This window comes from Prolixibacteraceae bacterium (assembly GCA_019856515.1).
Classification (GTDB): domain Bacteria; phylum Bacteroidota; class Bacteroidia; order Bacteroidales; family Prolixibacteraceae; genus Halosquirtibacter; species Halosquirtibacter xylanolyticus.
Map to the genome: position 1 here is coordinate 2,938,601 of CP082230.1, position 19,038 is coordinate 2,957,638.

The following is a 19,038-nucleotide window of genomic DNA, read 5'->3' on the forward strand; positions in this document are numbered from 1 at the left end:
CGACTACTACATAAAAAGAAATGCTGTTCCTCGAAAAGAACAGCATTTTTTATAATGATATATTACGAGGCGCTAATTAAAGCTTCTTCGCAATCTCAACTAGTTCATATGCTTCGATAATATCATCAACACGTAGGTCATTGTATTTCTCAATACTGATACCACACTCGTATCCATGAGTTACCTCTTTCACATCATCTTTGAAACGTTTCAATGCAGCCAACTCTCCAGTATATACAACAATACCATCACGGATTAGGCGGATCTTAGAGTTACGAGAGATTTTACCTTCTCTAACGAAACATCCAGCAATTGTACCCACTTTAGAGATTTTGAATGTCTCACGTATCTCCACGGTAGCAATAATCTCTTCCTTGATTTCTGGTGATAACATACCTTCCATTGCAGACTTCACTTCTTCGATTGCATCGTAGATAATCGAGTAAAGACGGATATCAATCTCTTCTTTCTCTGCTAACTTACGAGCACCCATAGAAGGACGTACTTGGAAACCAACAACGATCGCATTAGATGCAGTTGCTAACATCACATCAGATTCAGAGATCTGACCAACTGCCTTGTGAATGATATTAACCTGAATCTCTTCTGTTGAAAGTTTAATCAATGAGTCAGATAGTGCTTCAATAGAACCATCCACATCACCTTTAACAATCACATTTAGCTCTTGGAAGTTACCAATTGCAATACGACGTCCAATTTCATCAAGAGTAATATGCTTCTGAGTCCTCAAACCTTGCTCACGTTGAAGTTGCTCACGTTTGTTTGCAATCTGACGTGCTTCACGCTCACTCTCCATACAGTTGAATTTATCACCTGCCTGAGGAGCACCATTCAATCCAAGGATCAAAACTGGCTCAGATGGTCCAACTACTTTTACTTGTTGGTTACGCTCGTTAAACATTGCCTTTACGTGTCCATGATAAGGACCAGCAAGAATTACATCACCAACACGAAGTGAACCTGACTCGACTAAGATAGTAGATGTATAACCTCTACCACGGTCAAGAGATGATTCAATAACAGAACCAATAGCTCTCTTGTTTGGATTTGCCTTAAGGTCTAGCATTTCAGACTCAAGAAGAACTTTATCCAACAGTTCAGATACTCCCATACCTGTTTTTGCTGAGATCTCTTGAGATTGATACTTACCACCCCAATCTTCTACCATGTAGTTAAGGTTCGCAAGTTCGCTCTTGATACGCTCTGGATCTGCAGCATCTCTATCCACTTTGTTTATAGCAAACACGATAGGTACACCTGCTGCAGAGGCGTGATTAATAGCTTCAATAGTCTGTGGCATCACGTTATCATCAGCTGCTACAATAATAATTGCAACATCGGTAACCTGAGCACCACGAGCACGCATGGCTGTAAAGGCCTCGTGACCTGGTGTATCTAAGAAAGTAATCTTACGACCATCTTCCAAAGTTACATTATATGCACCGATGTGCTGTGTGATACCACCAGCCTCACCAGCAATTACATTCGCTTTACGAACATAATCAAGAAGAGATGTCTTACCATGGTCAACGTGTCCCATCACAGTAATGATCGGAGGACGTACGTCCATGTCTTCATCTTTATCTACTTCCTCAGCAATAGCTTCCTGCACCTCAACAGAGATGAAGTCTACTTTATAACCAAACTCTTCAGCAACGATATTTAAAGTCTCTGCATCCAAACGTTGGTTAATAGATACCATAGTTCCAAGGTTCATACATGTCGCAATAACCTGAGTAGCGGTAACATCCATCATGGTTGCCAATTCACTAACAGATACGAACTCTGTAACCTTTAGTACTTTCTTATCTTGTTGAAGAACAGCTTCTTCTTTAGCTACTTTTTCACTAGCTGCCTGTCTCTTATCACGACGGTGCTTAGATCCTTTTGACTTACCTTTAGAAGTCAAACGTGCTAAAGTGTCCTTAATTTGTTTTTGTACGTCTTCTTCCGTAACCTCTTTCTTCACTATTGGCTTACGACCACCTTTAATGTTCTTACGGTTATTCGGACGTTGACTATTATTTCGGTTCTGTGCACCAGCTTGTCCAGGACGGTTACGATTGTTCGTATTATTTCCGTTGGCGTCTTTATTGTTATTATTGCCATTTTGACCTTGTCCATTACGAGGGCCATTCTGACCTTGTCCACCACGAGGTCCACCTTTGCCACGGTTTCCAGGACCTTTATTTGCTCCTTCACCTCCTTTAGCATTGATGTCAACCTTCTCTTTAGGAAGACGCTTTCTCTTCTTTTTGTTCTTATCAGACTTAGAAGATTTGTCTGTTTTCTTTTCTACTGGAAGCTCAATTTTCCCAACAACCTTAGGACCTGACAGTTTCTGTCTTTCTGTGTGAAACACATCGTCTTTAGTGGTCGTCGCAGGTTTGTTAGCTTGATCCGTTTTTCCGTTTTCTTTAGTCATTCTTTCGTTACTTTCCTCTTTAGGCTTGTCTAAACCTTTGTCCGTCTTATTTGTAATATCTGATGATGAAGCTTCCTGAAGTGTCGATAGTTCGACTTGCGGCTTTTCTTTAACTGCAGTTTCGATGACACGTTGCTCATCAACAGCCTTTTTCTTTCGGACCTCAGGAGATTTTTCTTTCAATTCCTTCTTAGAAGAAACTTCTTTCTTTGCTTTATGTTGGATTGTTTCAGAAGTTGTTTTAGCAACTGGTGATTCTTTTGGAAGAGTTTTCGTAGGCTCAATAGCCTTCTTTTGTTCTGGTGATTTCTTTTCTTTCTTCGGCTTTTTTGTAGAAGGCAGTTCTATCTTACCCAAAACTTTAAGCTTTGGTTTTTCGACACTCTCTTCAACCGTCTCCTCTTTCTTCACACTACCAGACACTTTCTCAACCTGAGCAGGAGGAGCTTCAGGAACTGGAGCACTTTCATTCTTAGGAGTTTCGCCAACATCGTCACCATTATCGGATGTAGTAGACTCTTTAGATTTACGACTATTTGGACGTAAATGCACCTTCTCGCTTGCTTTTTTTAGATCGTGATCATTACGAAATTCACTCTCTAACTCTTTAACCATAGAAGGTTCTATCTTTGTGTTAGGATTCAACTTCACGTCGAAGCCCTTCTTTTGTAAGAAGTCAGTAATAGTAGAAATCCCCACATTGAGTTCTTTAGCCACCTTACTTAATCTTTTTCCTTCTGAAACCATATAATGCTTTGAATTTTTTAAATTAAAGTATTCTCAGTAACAGACCTATCCTTTATACTTCCTGTTTATGATTATCAACTTAAAAACAAGGAAGTGGGGCTAAATTCAGCCCCAACCTAATATCTATGACATAATCTACTCAAATTCCGATTGGAAAATCTCAATTATTTCATCTACGGTCTCTTCTTCAAGGTCTGTACGTTTTATTAATTCTTCTCGACTCAAATGCAATACACTTCTTGCAGTATCACATCCAATAGATTTTAATGAACGAATAATCCATTCATCGATTTCATCAGAGAATTCATCAATACTTACATCTTCATCATCTTCTTCTGCTTCACGATATACATCGATCTCGTAACCAGTAAGTCGACTTGCAAGACGAATATTTAAACCTCCCTTACCAATAGCTAGGGAAACTTGATCAGGACGCAAAAACACATCTGCTTTTCTTGCTTCCTCGTTAATACGAGTCGAAGTTACTTGTGCAGGGTTAAGCGCTCTTTGAATATATAGTTGAACATTGTTGGTATAGTTTACCACATCAATATTCTCATTCTTTAACTCACGAACAATCCCATGAATACGTGATCCTTTCATTCCGACACACGCACCAACAGGGTCAATACGTTCATCATATGATTCGACAGCAACTTTTGCTCTTTCACCAGGAACACGTTCAATCTTTTTGATGGTTATTAAGCCATCATAGATCTCTGGCACTTCCAATTCGAACAAACGTGCAAGGAAATCAGGCGACGTACGAGATAGCATAATCATTGGATTGCTATTACGCATCTCTACATTGGTAACAATCGCTCTAACAGAATCTCCTTTACGGAAAAAGTCAGAAGGGATTTGTTCCGTTTTAGGTAGCAAAAGTTCATTCTCCTCATCATCAAGGATCAAAATCTCACGCTTCCAAATTTGATAGACTTCCCCTGTTACAATCTGTCCAATCTTAGATTTGTACTCGTTGTAGATATTATCTTTCTCTAGCTCTAAAATACGAGCTGCTAGATTTTGTCGTAGATTAAGGATTGCACGACGTCCAAAGTCTTTGAAACTAACTTCGTCAGTAACATCTTCTCCCAACTCATAATCAGAATCAATCTTTTTTGCTTCTGATAGAGAAATTTGAAGATTAGGATCTTCTAAATCTTCATCTTTTACGACTTCACGATTCCTAAATATCTCTAGATCTCCTTTATCAGGGTTTATGATCACATCAAAATTCTCATCGGTACCAAATTGCTTTTGTAGTACGCTTCTAAAAACGTCTTCCAAAACACTCATCATGGTAGCACGATCAATATTTTTCAACTCCTTAAACTCCGAGAAAGTATCAATCAAATTAAGGTTATCCATTGCCTCTGATTTTTACTTGAATGAAACTACAACTTTCGCTGTTTTTATATCCGCATATGGGAAAGTATGCTCTGTTGTAACGACAACTTTCTTTTTCTTTCCCTCTACACGTTCTTTCTTACTTACTTCAATAACAAATTTATCCTGGTCAGCTTCTTTAAGGACACCGATATATTTTTCACCTTGAGATGTTACAACATCAAGATCACGTCCAAGATTCTTATTATACTGACGAGGTAATTGTAATGGTTCTCCTACACCTGCCGAATACACTGTCAATTCAAAATCTTCAGACTCTCGGTCAAGGTTATGTTCCACTTGTCGACTTAGCTCGATGCAAGTATCCACATTTACACTTGTATCGCTATCCACCACAACGGTGATAACGTTTGAAGACGAAATAGTTAGATCTACTAAAAATAGATCTCCCACTAGTTTCTCCTCTAATAATTTATATACGGTATCTTTACTAATCATTTCAATATGACTTAACAAAATAGGGGACTTTAGTGTCCCCCAGTTGTACATCTCGCTCAATTCTGCCACAAAAATATAAAAAAACAAAATTGATTACAAATACATTAGCTCTTAAAAGTCATTTCATTTTCGAACTTCGTCGTAGATATGTCTAATCTTAGCATGAATAGGCTAAAAAATTGTCATATTATGTCCATGAATGACTTTTTTAAACTCTATTTCTAACTCTTTTAAAGTCGAATCCACAAACTATTTGTACATTTGTAGACTGAAGATCAACAATATTTTTGTAACAATAGAGATCTTCAGCACAAATGACGAAATTCACGAAAACGTTATAATATTATGAAATTCACGGCCCAAGACATTGCAGCCATCATAGGAGGAACGGTAGATGGCGACGAAAATGCGATCATCAAAAATGTCTCTAAGATTGATGATAGTAAGCCTGAAACATTGGCCTTCCTTTCCAACCCAAGTTATACCCACCATATCTATAATACCCAAGCATCAGTTGTAATAGTTAAAAACGACTTCACTCCTGAAAAAGATCTTAATTGCACACTTATCCGTGTAGAAGATCCATATCAGGCCATTGCAACACTACTAAATGCTTATGCTGAGATGCAACCTCAAAAAGTTGGTGTCGAAGAGCCTAGTTTCATCTCTAAGAGTGCGACAATTGGTGAAGATATTTATATCGGCGCCTTTGCTTACATTGGAGAGAACGTATGTATTGGGGATAATGTAAAGATTTATCCTAATGCATATATTGGCGATAATACAACCATTGGTGATAATGTGATCATCTATGCTGGTGCAAAACTCTACCCACATACACAAATAGGGAATGAGTGTATTATCCATGCAGGTGCTGTACTTGGATCTGATGGATTTGGTTTCGCTCCAACAGAAGATGGATCTTACAAAAAGATAGCTCAAATTGGAAATGTAAAACTAGAAGATTGCGTTGAAATAGGAGCGAATGCGGCTATTGACTGTGCTACGATGGGATCAACCTTAATCAAAAAAGGGGTTAAGATCGACAACCTTGTACAGATTGCACACAATGTTGTAATTGGTGAAAACACAGTAATGGCCTCTCAAACTGGTATTGCAGGATCAACTAAGGTTGGAAAGAACTGTATATTTGCAGGACAAGTAGGTATTGCAGGTCACCTTAAGATTGGAGACAAAACGACTCTTGCAGCACAAGCTGGTATTATGTCAGATGTAAAAGAGGGACAAACACTTTTTGGAACTCCTGCCTTAGATGCAAAACAAGCATTCCGTATCGAAGCAGTAAAAAGAAAACTTCCAGAATTAAGAAAAGAGATTAATGCACTATCTAAAAAGATCAAGTCATTAGACCTTTAATAACGCTGGATACATCTTCTCTATAGATACTATAATCAAACGCCAAACGATAGAGACAATAAAGATGTTTATTTTATTTTAGCTATATTTCAATAATTTAACAAGCAATAAACAAAAGTGCGTTGTTTATTGTTTGTCAAAATAGACGTATAGTAAAGCTAAATCTTTTTTTGTAAAGTAATGAACGATATACAAAAGACCATTTTAGAACCGGTTTCCATTTCAGGCAAAGGGCTTCACACTGGAGCGAATGTTACAATGACATTCCTTCCTGCGTCAGAAAATCATGGATTCAAGTTCAAACGTATCGATATTGAAGGACAACCAATATTAGATGCTGACCTATCACTAGTAACAGACACCTCTAGAGGGACTGTTCTTCAATTAGGTGATATTCGTATTTCGACCATCGAACATACAATGGCTGCACTAATTGCCTCTGACCTTGACAATGTACTTATTGAATTAGATGGACCCGAAGCCCCAATCATGGACGGAAGTTCTATCAAAATCATGAATGCTCTAAAAAAGGCAGGGTTAAAGAACCAAGAAGCACCAAGAGAATATTTCGAAATAAAGGAGAAGATCACTTATACTGACACTGAAAAGGGTATAGAGATCATTGCACTTCCTGATGATGACTTCCGATTGAATGTATTAATCTCATTTGACTCTGTCGTACTGGGAAATCAATTTGCATCATTGGATAACATTACTGATTTCGAAAAAGAGATTGCACCTTGTCGTACCTTTGTTTTTGTTCGCGAACTTGAGATGCTTCTTCAACACAACCTTGTAAAAGGAGGAGATCTTGATAACGCTATCGTTATTATGGATAAAAAGATGAAGCAAGAAGATTTAAATCGCATTGCCTCTCTATTTAATCAAGATAATATCGATGCTGACAAGATTGGCATTCTTAATAACTTGGATCTACATTTCAACAATGAACCTGCAAGACATAAACTACTAGATGTTATTGGCGACCTTGCATTAGTTGGGAAAAGAATCAAAGGACGTATTATTGCAACTCGCCCAGGTCATCATGCCAACACCGAGTTTGGTAAATTGATCATGAAAGAGATCTGCAAAGAGGAGCAGAAGAATAAGATCCCACAATACGATCCTAAAGCAAAACCACTTTTTGACATCTATGATATCAAAAAGATGCTTCCGCATCGTTACCCTTTCCTTCTTATCGATAAAATTATTGAGAAGAGAGACAATTACATTGTTGGAGTAAAAAATATAACATTTAATGAACCATTCTTCCAAGGACATTTTCCTGAAGAACCAGTAATGCCTGGAGTACTTCTTATTGAAGCAATGGCACAATGTGGAGGAATCTATGTCTTATCTAATCATCCAGATAAGAAATTTGGAACTTATTTCATGAAAATGGACAACATCAAGTTCCGAAAAAAAGTAATCCCTGGTGATACTGTTATTTTCAAACTTGAACTATTAGGTGAAGTTAGAAGAGGCGTTGCCCATATGAAAGGCTATGCTTACGTCGGTAACTCCCTTGTAGCAGAGGGTGAGTTCATGGCTCAAATTGTTGAAATTAAATAATTCAACAAAGCAAAAAAGATCAATTCTTCTCTATTTCATACAGATAGTTCTAGGATTGATCTTTTTTTATAACTTTGTCCGGAATTAAATTATTTGTTCTTAATTATTAAGACTTAATACTATCTCGAATGAAAGAATCGTTAGCATACATTCATCCTGAGGCAAAAATAGGTCAGAATGTAACCATCGAACCTTTTGCAACCATCTACAATGACGTAGTTATTGGAGACGGAACATATATCAGTTCGAATGTGACTATTCTTCCTGGTACACGTATCGGAAAGAATTGTAAAATCCATTCAGGAGCTGTGATTGGTGGAGACCCTCAAGATTTAAAATATAAAGGAGAGTACACAACTGTTGAAATTGGTGATAACAATACAATACGTGAATTTGTTACCATCAATAAAGGAACATCAGCTGCAATGAAAACAGTAGTTGGAAACAACTGCCTTATCATGGCATACTCTCATATCGCACATGATTGTGTGGTTGGAAACGCTGTAATCCTAGCCAATAGCACTCAGCTTGCTGGAGAAGTACGTGTACATGATTGGGCTATCCTTGGTGGTGGAACATTGGTTCACCAATTCTGCCGCATCGGTGAACATGTGATGGTAAGTGGTGGTTCACGTGTTGGGAAAGATATTCCTCCATTTGTAAAAGCAGGAAGAGAACCTCTCTCTTTTGTTGGTGTCAACTCAATTGGTCTTCGTCGAAGACAATACTCTAATGATAAGATTCGTGAGATACAAGATGTCTATCGTTTTCTTTATCAAAAAGGCTACAACAACAAACAAGCACTTGAAATTATCGCGACTGAGATCCCTCAATCAGAAGAACGTGATATGATCATGGAGTTCGTGAAGGAGTCACACAGAGGCGTAATCAAAGGATACTATTCTGAGAAATAACGACGACTAAAAACGCTATCGGAATAAAAAAAGGCTATCGGAATAAAAAAAGGCTATCGGAATAAAAAAAGGCTATCGGATGCTCAGGATCAGATAGCCTTTTTTATTTGGATCTCTAAGATCTAAAAAAAGGAACTCCTTAGAGTTCCTTTTTTTATCATATATAATCTAGTGATTATTCTTTATCTTCTTTTGCAATAGATGATAAACACAATTCATCCAACTGCTCTTTTGCTACTGGAGATGGTGAATCGATCATCACATCACGTCCCGAATTATTCTTAGGGAAAGCAATTACATCACGGATTGTATCCAACCCTGCGAACATTGAAACCAAACGGTCAAAGCCAAAAGCAATACCAGCATGTGGTGGAGCACCATATTTAAATGCATCCATCAAGAAACCAAACTGAGCTTGAGCCTCTTCAGGAGTGAATCCTAGTAGATCAAACATTTTAGCTTGAAGCGCTTTATCAAAAATACGAACTGATCCTCCTCCGATCTCAACACCGTTAATCACAAGGTCATATGCATTAGCACGAACGGCACCAGGATCACTTTCAATCAAATCGAAATCTTCTTTCTTAGGTGAAGTAAATGGATGGTGCATAGCATGAAAACGTTTCGAATCGTCATCCCACTCTAGTAGAGGAAAATCAACTACCCACATCGGCTTAAACTCCTCTTTGTTCATCAAACCTTCTTGACGAGCCACTTCTAAGCGAAGTTCACCTAATGCATTTAACGTGTGTGCCTTGTCTCCTGACAACACCAATATTAAATCACCCGAATCGGCTTTCGTTGCCTCAGCCCAACGTGCTAACTGTGTTGCATCGTAAAATTTATCAACAGATGACTTTAAGGCACCATCTTCATTGCACTTCACGTATACCATACCTTTAGCACCAATCTGTGGACGTTTCACATAATCAGTCAACTTATCAAGTTTCTTACGAGTGAATGTCGCAGCTCCTTTAACTACGATTGCTCCAACATACTCTGACTCATCAAATACCTTAAAGTTTTGACCTTGGACCGTAGAAGTAATCTCTTCGATCAACATCTCAAAACGTATATCTGGCTTATCCGAACCATACTTAGCCATTGCAGTAGAATAAGGCATACGTGCAAATTCTCCTGGATCAATCCCTTTAAGCTCTTTGAAAAGATGACGTGTCATTCCCTCAAATAAATTCAAGATATCCTCTTGCTCCACAAACGACATCTCACAATCAATCTGTGTAAATTCTGGTTGACGATCAGCACGTAAATCTTCATCACGGAAGCATTTTACTATCTGATAGTAACGATCAAAACCAGAAACCATCAACAGCTGTTTAAACACCTGTGGACTTTGTGGAAGAGCATAAAACTGACCTTCATTCATACGAGAAGGTACAATAAAGTCACGCGCTCCTTCAGGTGTAGATTTTATCAATACAGGAGTTTCTGTCTCGATAAATTCTTTATCGTTAAGGAAAGAACGAACCGCATGAGCCATCTTCGAACGAAGTACTAAATTTTCTCTTACCGGATTACGACGTAGATCCAAGTAACGATACTTCATACGAATTTCATCGCCACCATCCGTATCATCTTCAATAGTAAATGGAGGAAGTTCAGCTTTATTTAGGATTGCTACTGAAGTAAGAGCAATCTCTACTGCTCCTGTAGGAATCTTTTCATTTTTACTTGAACGCTCTCTTACTACTCCTGTTGCCTGAATCACAAACTCTCTACCAAGTTGGTTAACAGCATCACGAATAGAAGCATCACTATTTTCATCAACCACCAGCTGTGTTATCCCATAGCGATCACGTAAATCTACGAAACTCATTGCTCCTAAATCACGTACACGTTGCACCCAACCACTCAAGGTCACTTCTTGGTCTACATTGGCAAGTCGTAACTCGCCACAAGTATGTGTTCTATACATCGTTATCTCTTATTTTACATTTCAAAACACAAAAATAGAAAGAAAAAATGGGATAAGGAGTTCATTCAATACTTCTTTTCATCAGAAAAATCAGTTTCTTTTATCCTACACTTCTCTTCGATTATTCTCATGGTTAATTATACGATATTTTATGGTTCATATAATTATTATACCATCACGCTATATTATACAAAAAAGGCTACCTTTAATGAAGATAGCCTTTTTTGTATGACCTAAGTATCATGAAACTAAAGTTTAATACACCTCTATTTCATCAATAAATGTCCATGCCTTAGTTCCTTTAAATAAGAATCCGTCAGGAACAACATGTTGAGTTACCACCTCATATCTAATAAACTGTGCATCTGTATTCATCAAACAATCAATAGGCACATGTTTCGGAGAGCTCTCTGTATTCGTCTCTCGTGTAACATCTACCTCAGATAATAATCGGTAATTATTTCCATCTTTGGAAACCCACACTTTTACTCTCTTTGGAAGGTGAATACCATTTTTTACATCATCTAAAAAACTAAACCTCAGTCGGTGAATTGGCTCTATTGACTGTAGGTCAATATCCCCTCTCAAATCTGTGCCCTCATAACCTTGCCAATTCTTATCGAAATAAGATGTAGTAGCATCTTTACCATCTAATAGAGACTGGTCTCCTAAAAGACCTGGATATTTGATCGATGCAGGCACAGTTAATTGCATCTTTGCATTCATTCCAATATGCTGTAATACAACTTTTGAGGATCGATTAATCTCTCTACCTTGCTCTTTCACAACTGCATCAATCTCTGTCGTTTGATCAACCTTGAAAGGTAGTCGATACTTCTTCCATCGACTACTTTTACCAAGACTAGTAGTTTTGTAATAGATCGATCCTTGACTATATTTTTTAATCACAACTAAAGAGCTGTTATCCTCTAGGGATTTAACCTGAATATTAGGGTCATAATACATTCCCATATTATCAAGCCAATATCGTCCCTTTCCTTTTGAGATGAGACCAATAGAGATTTGTGCAGTTGAAGCATCAGTATGAAAGTCTAATGTATATTTTGTCCATTTGGGAGTTAATACATACGGCATCTTAAGTCCTAAACCTTTCAACTCCACAAATAGGGTATCTTGACTACTTCCTTCCGCCTTTGCATAAAATGCCAAGCGATATCCTTGATTCGGAGAGACTAATGTTCGATAAAAAGATAATCCCATTTCAGAGTTCTCACCATTATTAAGGAAACATAGAGAATAATTTCCTTCATAATATGAGGTTGCATCTAAGAAATATCGGCTGCCATCAAAACTACTATTTTGAGCATAACATGATTCGGGAGTAGAAGCGCTACTAAATTCTTCAAAATCTCCAAAAGCCAATATATTATCATTGGCTTTCTTTGGTTGATAAATCTTATAAACACGAACACCTAATCCATCGATCATATCTTTGACATATGCATTATCAAATGGGAGCATACGATTTTCAAACAATACTTCAACTTGCTCATCACGACACCCTGACGGAAGAGCGACATTGAAAGGCATTGGCTTGTTCGACTTGTTAACAACCACCAATAATCCAGATTCATCACGCCTCCAATAAGAAGCCAAAATATTTGGATCATCAGTTGTAAGCTCTTGTCTCATTGCTTTGCTATTAAGCCAAGGCATTAACATTCCAACTTCATTCACCACTTTGACATATCCATTCCAAGAAGTTATAGATTTCGGGAATTCATTGACACCTTTTTTAATAAAAGCTTGAAGTCCCATAGCTCCTTGTTGAATAGCGCTATAACACATTGCACGAATCTCTCTTTCGGTAGGTTCTCTTTGCCAAAACTCACCACCTCCAAAAGTTTGAGGAACATACCAAACGCCCTTACGATATTCGAACTGGTTCATCAAACAGTTTACACTATTCGGTACAGCATCAATTGGGCCAGGGATAGGATATGGATCTGTCATCGCAATATCCATTCCGCCTTCAAATTCAGAAGCTCTCTCTGGTGTCATAAAAACAATAGAGATAGGGTGATAAGGATCTAGCTGCTTAATGAGATCATATGCTTTTTGGATATATTTGGGGTCACGACCTTGTCCAACAGGTTCATCATTCAAATACCAACATAAAAGTGCTGGATGATCCTTCATTCGAATCACCTCTTCTTCAAGAAGTTTGAAATTTACAGCTTGCTCCGATGGTGTAAGTCCTTTCTTATTAATCAATGAATTAACAGCATAGTTCACCTTCAAACCTAATTGATTGCACAGGTCCATATAAGCTTTCCTTTTTGAGAAATCGCCTGCATCAATACGTTGATATGGCCCTACCATGTTAAATCCATGATAGACCTCTCTTTTTATCACCTCGTCCATAGGTAGTCGAGTATAAAAACCTAACGGATAAAAAGGACGCTCATTCACCATCAAACCACCACTAAGCCTATCGACTTTCACTTCATTCTTCTTTACAGGAAGAATAGAGAAACGACAGCTTAGAACAGCTTGATCTTTTACCACAAGTTCTACTTGATGAGCTCCTTGATCGAGATGTTTAGAAGAGATTGACAAAAGAGAAACCTTTGGTGTAAGTCGACGTATTGAGAAATAGTGTTTTAAACCATCGATCCTCAATTCCGTATTTGATAAAGAAAAATCCATAGGATCATGTAACACAAGCGACACTTCATCCTCGTAGGAAAAATAACTGTATCTGCTCTCTAGAAATGCATTCTGGGCATATGCTGAATATCCCGTACCAATAATACACAGATAAAGAAACAGTGTAAATAATCTTCTCATAATTGCTTCCTATTATTTAAATATACCTTTACTTTGCTTTTTATTATTGCATTAAATATCTTTTACGATGACTCATTTAATATAATTGTTATTGATGACTACACCAAGATGTTATGCAATAAATAACATCACTGTTCAAAGTTAACTCATATCTCTCTCACTTCAATTACATTTTACATAAAACAAATGTCTAAATATAGACTGAGGCAAGAAGAGATCATATTTAAATAGTTGAAAATTAAACTCAGTTTAATTTATTGGTAACGAATCTTATATACTTAAGCAAAGATCATCAAGATGGAATCAATTCGAATCGGAAGACAATGGCACAATAAATAAAGTGAAGAGAAATAGTAGGGCTATTGTCAATATCTTAGAGATCGTAGATTTATAAAGGTGTTATTATTCAAAAGAGATACAAGATAGATGACCTCTCTATAAACAAAGAAGCCACCTATCTATTATTTTATTCGTAAATTTTATACCATGATGCGCCAACATCATTCTTGACTAAAGGTTTTCCTTTCACTCCTTCAGATGCAATCTGACTTATATCCAGATCAATCCCTTCAATATTACGATATGTAACCTCTGCAGGTTTACAACATGAAGGTAAAGGATATACACCATCGCTATCCTTAGATTTAAAATCCTCTTTACTCAGCACTTCAGATATTTTTTTATTAATGCCTAGAGGTGAGCCATAAATATAGTTCTTCTCAAAAACACCGAAATCATATGCAGGTTGATCAGTACTAAAGAAGTCATATGAATATGATTCTTGGTAAAAAATATTTCCATTAAAAGTGATCGAGTGAGGATCCTCATAAGTATACCCCTTCTCCTTACACCATGGTATTCTTCGATCTTTTAACCCTTGAAGATCGACTGCATATCCATTATTATTTGCAAAAAAGTTATTTGCAATAGTAATATTGTATGCAAGGGCATGCTCTTTCTCTTTTGCACCACTATTCAAATACAATGCTGCATGACCTCTACTAGCCATGGTTCTTCGTAAAGAGAAATAGTTTCCTGCTATCATGTGACCACTTCCCCAAATGAATGCTCCTCCTGCATCATGTTTCGTATCATTACTAATGAAGAAATTTTGTAACAAAACTTGCTTGTCACCATGTCTAAAGTTCATGGTTCCATCACAATCAATAAAGGTATTCTGATAATAGATATTCTCCATTGACTTGCTCGTAATGATTTCAGGCTCGGAGTTCTGACGGACAAACATGTTAGAATCTACTCTACATCGTCCATAGTCTTTTCTCCAGTAACCAATACGAACCCCACCTCCTGCATTACCAGATTTTTTCACTGGATTGTAAAAATAACAGTGGTCAACACGATGATACATTGGAATACCAGCAGGGCCAGTAATACTCTTCTTGGCCGTATTATTAAGGTTCATCACCTGATCATTAGTCGTTTTATTCATAAATGAGCAGTGGTCAATACGACAGTATTGTGGTGCTTTCCCTTCTGGGGTCAATGAAGTTGTTATATAGGAATTCGTAACATCATTGAAACCATCCACAACACATTCAGTTACTCGATTATGACTACCATAGATAGCAATCAATCCAGGGCCATGGGACCTCCACTCTGAACTGTTTCGCATTCCATTCTTAAATAGGAATCCATCTAAGGTGATATACTCCCCACGTAATTCCACTTTACAATTACCTGTGATTATAGCTTCTCCAGGTTTCTTTGACTTAATATAGATTGGATTTTTTGACGTTCCTGATGCTCGTACTACGAGCTTTAAATGCTTATACTCTCCTGGAAGTAGTACCAAAGTTTGTCCCTCTTTAATTTTGGACAAAGCTTCTTGAACTTCAATTACACTTGAAACTTCGATACTATGAAGAAACTGTTCTTCCTCAATATTCGTCTCTTCTTTTGCCTTAGTACATGAACCTATAATTAGTCCAATAACCAAAATAATTAATGCCTTCATCTATTTCTGTTTAGTTAGTTTTTTGATATTTCGAATCTGCAATATGCAATAATATTTTATAATAAAACATATTGACATTAATAAAAAAACTCCTACCTGAACTATAGCTAATCCCCCAAGAAGCTATACAGGTAGGAGTAAAAGAATTACATGATTGTAATCAAATCTGTAATCCTCCAACACTAAAAAATAAACGAACTAAACTGCTAAAATATCTTATAACCAGGTCGCCCCAGTATCTTTTTTCTTCAATGGTCTTCCTACCACTCCTTGTGAAGCTAAAGCTGAAAGATCCAAATCAATTCCTGTAATATTTGAATACGACACAGTTGAAGGTACATACCCAGCAGGGATTGCAAAAATTCCCTTTGAAGTATCCTTATTTAGAGTCGATGCTGAAACAGTCAATCCAGCTCTATTGGTAATTCCTAGAGCAGTTGTTCCATATACAAAATCATTATTGAATGTTCCAAAGCTTGAAGTTGGAGCATCAGTTTGGAAGAAATTATAAGTATAACTCTTCTGTAAGAAAATATTCCCTGCAAAACGTAGATCATGAGGATCTTCATAAGTTTCACCATTTTTCACACACCATGGAATACGACGACTCTTGAATGCTTGTAGATCTACAGCATAACCATTATTGTTACCGAAATAGTTATTCGCAATGTCAATATTATAAGCTAATGCATGCGTAGTTTCTCTTGCACCTGAATTAAGATAAAGCGCTGCATATCCACGATCTTTCATCGTTTTCTTCAATTGGAAATAATTTCCTGCAATCAGGTGACCACTTCCCCAGATAAATGCCCCTCCAGCTTGTTCAGTAGTACTGTAGCTTAAGAAGAAGTTCTGTAGTAACACTTGATCATCACCATGACGTAGATTCATTGTTCCATCACAATCAATGAAAGTGTTTGCATAGTATATATTCTCTCTTGATTTACTTGTGATGATCTCTGGTTCAGAATTCTGTTTAACAAACATATTAGAGTCTACCAAACAACGACCAAAATCTTTTCTCCAAAAGCCAATGCGGATACCACCTCCTGCATTACCTTTTTTCTTATATGGATTCTCAAAATAACAGTGGTCAATACGGTGATACATTGGAACGCCTGGTGCGCCAGTATCTATACGCTTAGGTGTATTGTTTAAATTAATAACTTGATCACGTGATGTCTTATTCGTAAAAGAACAATGATCAATTCTACAGTGAACTGGTACAACTCCAGCAGGTGTTAACGATGTCGTTAAGTAAGCAGAGCTCACATCATTGAAATCATCAACAACACACTCCGTAACTCTATTGTAGCTTCCATAAATAGCAATCAATCCTGGGCCTTTCACTTTCCATTTTGTGCCAGTTCTTGCACCATTTTTGAAATAGAATCCTTTCAATACAATATTCTCACCGTGAAGCTCTACTGCACAGTCTCCCGATATAATCGCTTTTCCTGGAATTTCAGATTCAATAATGATTGGATTGGTAGTAGTTCCTGATGCCTTTACAACCATTTTAAGATCATTGTATACTCCTGGTGAAAGAACAATCCGTTCACCCGCAGTGGCAGCATTAATTGCAACAGTTGCATCCGCAACACTAGATACAGTCGTTGTCTTTAAAGAAACAATCGTACTTAAAGCATCTGAAGTTATTGCCATACCTCCAGTTGTCATTGGATATTTAGAACCCAAAGAGGTATCTAAACTATTTTGACATCCAAACAATGTCACAGCAAACATTAAAATCAAACTCAACTTCTTCATCATAAGCTTTTATTAATTTTAAATAAACTTAATCTCACCCTACTCTTAATATATTAACACTACTCTGAACACGACAACTTATTAAAATATTTTACAATGCAAAGCTACTTCAAAGAACGATTATCAATGAAAGATGACATTATTATGGAACTTTATTAACGTATATGGAACTTTGCACAATAGCCCTCACTTAATGCAGATACAAAAAACATTAGCAACTTAAGGTATGACAACAATAATAAACAATTCAATATATTTATTTTCTATTATTCACAATAATGGATTCAACACATAATCAACATGAATACCATCTCTAATACAGACAGAAAATACAACACACAACACCCTATGAACAAAGTAGATACAAGAATAAATACAGATCTAATATTTATAATTTTACACAAAACTCCAATTATACGCTAGAATCTATATTCATGACATAAACCTCTCATAGTATTACAATAACTTACTCACTTCTAACTTACACTTACATTGCTAACGAGCTCGACTCATCAAGTACCAAGATCTATTTTCCCTTACACTCAACGAAAAAAAATCATCAAATAGTACGACCTATTTTGGCTATCCGCTTTTCAATAGAATAAATCCATAACTATTAACATCAAAAGCATTAATCAAGCGGATTATAAGTAGTATCTCAATGAAAATTGAATTATTGCAAATAGATACCGTCTAAACAAAATAAGAATATAGACTAAAATCCAAAATGGAATTAACTCTCAGATAAGTATAGACACATAAAACATTGATGATAATTAGCTCTTTGAAGATAATATATTTCATCTCTCTTACACATTCTACTGTGATCACAGAACGATCGAATTTAACCCCCATAGCTCCGGCCCCATCTTACTATAATGGAAATACTATATTCTCAGCATTAAAACTGAATCATACAAAAGAACTAATCTAAGAGATGACTTCCATCTCTCTTAGCTCTGCAGAAGCCTCAGCACTTTATGGCTTTACTCTTCCTAAAGATAAATAATGTCGGGAAGAGGTCCCTCTTCCCATAATGGAGACACAGCATATTACCTAAAAAAGTATAGACACAAAAAACCGACTCTTTAACAAGAATCGGTTCTCTGTAAAACGGCGGCGACTTACTCTCCCACATCTCTGCAGTACCATCGGTGCGGTAGGGCTTAACTTATCTGTTCCCAAAGGGCAATGATGTCGGGAAGAGGTTCCTCTTGCCATAATGGAGACACACATCTCTATCAGATCAATTACCGATCATTACAAGGAAGATACTGAAAAAAGTATAGACGCAAAAAAACCGACTCTTTAATAAGAATCGGTTCTCTGTAAAATGGCGGCGACCTACTCTCACCCATATCTGCAATACCATCGGTGCGGTAGAGCTTAACTTCTCTGTTCCCAAAGGGCAATGATGTCGGGAAGAGGTTCCTCTTGCTATAATGGAGACACAGCATATTACCTAAAAAAGTATAGACGCAAAAAAACCGACTCTTTAACAAGAATCGGTTCTCTGTAAAACGGCGGCGACCTACTCTCCCACATCTCTGCAGTACCATCGGCGCGGTAGGGCTTAACTTCTCTGTTCGGAATGGGAAGAGGTGGAACCCCTATGCAATAACCACCTTAAATTGTTAATACG

At 37.1% G+C, this 19,038-nt stretch carries 10 protein-coding genes and 1 rRNA gene; 3 read left to right on the forward strand and 8 right to left on the reverse strand.

Features of this window, described 5'->3' with window-relative positions:
* Window positions 1–76: 76 nt before the first annotated feature.
* From infB to rimP, 3 genes are all read right to left on the reverse strand, one after another.
* Window positions 77–3,193 carry a translation initiation factor IF-2 gene (gene infB / locus K5X82_10615; GenBank protein ID QZT35767.1) on the reverse strand — a complete coding sequence of 1,039 codons (3,117 nt, stop codon included), beginning with the start codon at window positions 3,191–3,193 and terminating at the stop codon, window positions 77–79.
* A 135-nt stretch (window positions 3,194–3,328) separates the two neighbouring features.
* The gene (nusA, locus tag K5X82_10620; GenBank protein ID QZT35768.1) at window positions 3,329–4,564 is read right to left on the reverse strand and encodes a transcription termination factor NusA; all 1,236 of its coding nucleotides are present in this window, start codon (window positions 4,562–4,564) and stop codon (window positions 3,329–3,331) included.
* 12 nt (window positions 4,565–4,576) lie between these two features.
* The gene (rimP, locus tag K5X82_10625; GenBank protein ID QZT35769.1) at window positions 4,577–5,041 is read right to left on the reverse strand and encodes a ribosome assembly cofactor RimP; all 465 of its coding nucleotides are present in this window, start codon (window positions 5,039–5,041) and stop codon (window positions 4,577–4,579) included.
* A gap of 345 nt (window positions 5,042–5,386) precedes the next feature.
* On the opposite strand from rimP, the gene lpxD reads away from it, so the two are divergent.
* The 3 genes from lpxD to lpxA all read left to right on the forward strand — a co-directional run bounded on the left by lpxD (window position 5,387) and on the right by lpxA (window position 8,904).
* Window positions 5,387–6,418, forward strand: a complete 1,032-nt coding sequence (gene lpxD / locus K5X82_10630) for a UDP-3-O-(3-hydroxymyristoyl)glucosamine N-acyltransferase (protein QZT35770.1) — start codon at window positions 5,387–5,389, stop codon at window positions 6,416–6,418.
* 180 nt (window positions 6,419–6,598) lie between these two features.
* Window positions 6,599–7,990 (forward strand): bifunctional UDP-3-O-[3-hydroxymyristoyl] N-acetylglucosamine deacetylase/3-hydroxyacyl-ACP dehydratase, encoded by a 1,392-nt coding sequence (locus K5X82_10635; protein ID QZT35771.1) that lies wholly within the window; start codon window positions 6,599–6,601, stop codon window positions 7,988–7,990.
* Window positions 7,991–8,118: 128 nt separating this feature from the next.
* Window positions 8,119–8,904 carry an acyl-ACP--UDP-N-acetylglucosamine O-acyltransferase gene (gene lpxA, locus K5X82_10640; protein ID QZT35772.1) on the forward strand — a complete coding sequence of 262 codons (786 nt, stop codon included), beginning with the start codon at window positions 8,119–8,121 and terminating at the stop codon, window positions 8,902–8,904.
* Window positions 8,905–9,079: 175 nt separating this feature from the next.
* Here the strand turns inward: lpxA and aspS are convergent, their stop codons facing one another.
* The 5 genes from aspS to rrf all read right to left on the reverse strand — a co-directional run bounded on the left by aspS (window position 9,080) and on the right by rrf (window position 19,025).
* Window positions 9,080–10,840 (reverse strand): aspartate--tRNA ligase, encoded by a 1,761-nt coding sequence (gene aspS / locus K5X82_10645; protein ID QZT35773.1) that lies wholly within the window; start codon window positions 10,838–10,840, stop codon window positions 9,080–9,082.
* A gap of 255 nt (window positions 10,841–11,095) precedes the next feature.
* The gene (locus tag K5X82_10650; GenBank protein QZT35774.1) at window positions 11,096–13,651 is read right to left on the reverse strand and encodes a hypothetical protein; all 2,556 of its coding nucleotides are present in this window, start codon (window positions 13,649–13,651) and stop codon (window positions 11,096–11,098) included.
* A 466-nt stretch (window positions 13,652–14,117) separates the two neighbouring features.
* Window positions 14,118–15,626: a hypothetical protein gene (locus tag K5X82_10655; protein ID QZT35775.1), complete on the reverse strand. Its 1,509-nt coding sequence runs from the start codon at window positions 15,624–15,626 to the stop codon at window positions 14,118–14,120.
* 216 nt (window positions 15,627–15,842) lie between these two features.
* Window positions 15,843–17,399, reverse strand: a complete 1,557-nt coding sequence (locus K5X82_10660; GenBank protein QZT35776.1) for a hypothetical protein — start codon at window positions 17,397–17,399, stop codon at window positions 15,843–15,845.
* Window positions 17,400–18,914: 1,515 nt separating this feature from the next.
* Window positions 18,915–19,025: ribosomal RNA gene (rrf, locus tag K5X82_10665) — 5S ribosomal RNA — on the reverse strand.
* Between the last annotated feature and the right edge of the window lie 13 nt (window positions 19,026–19,038).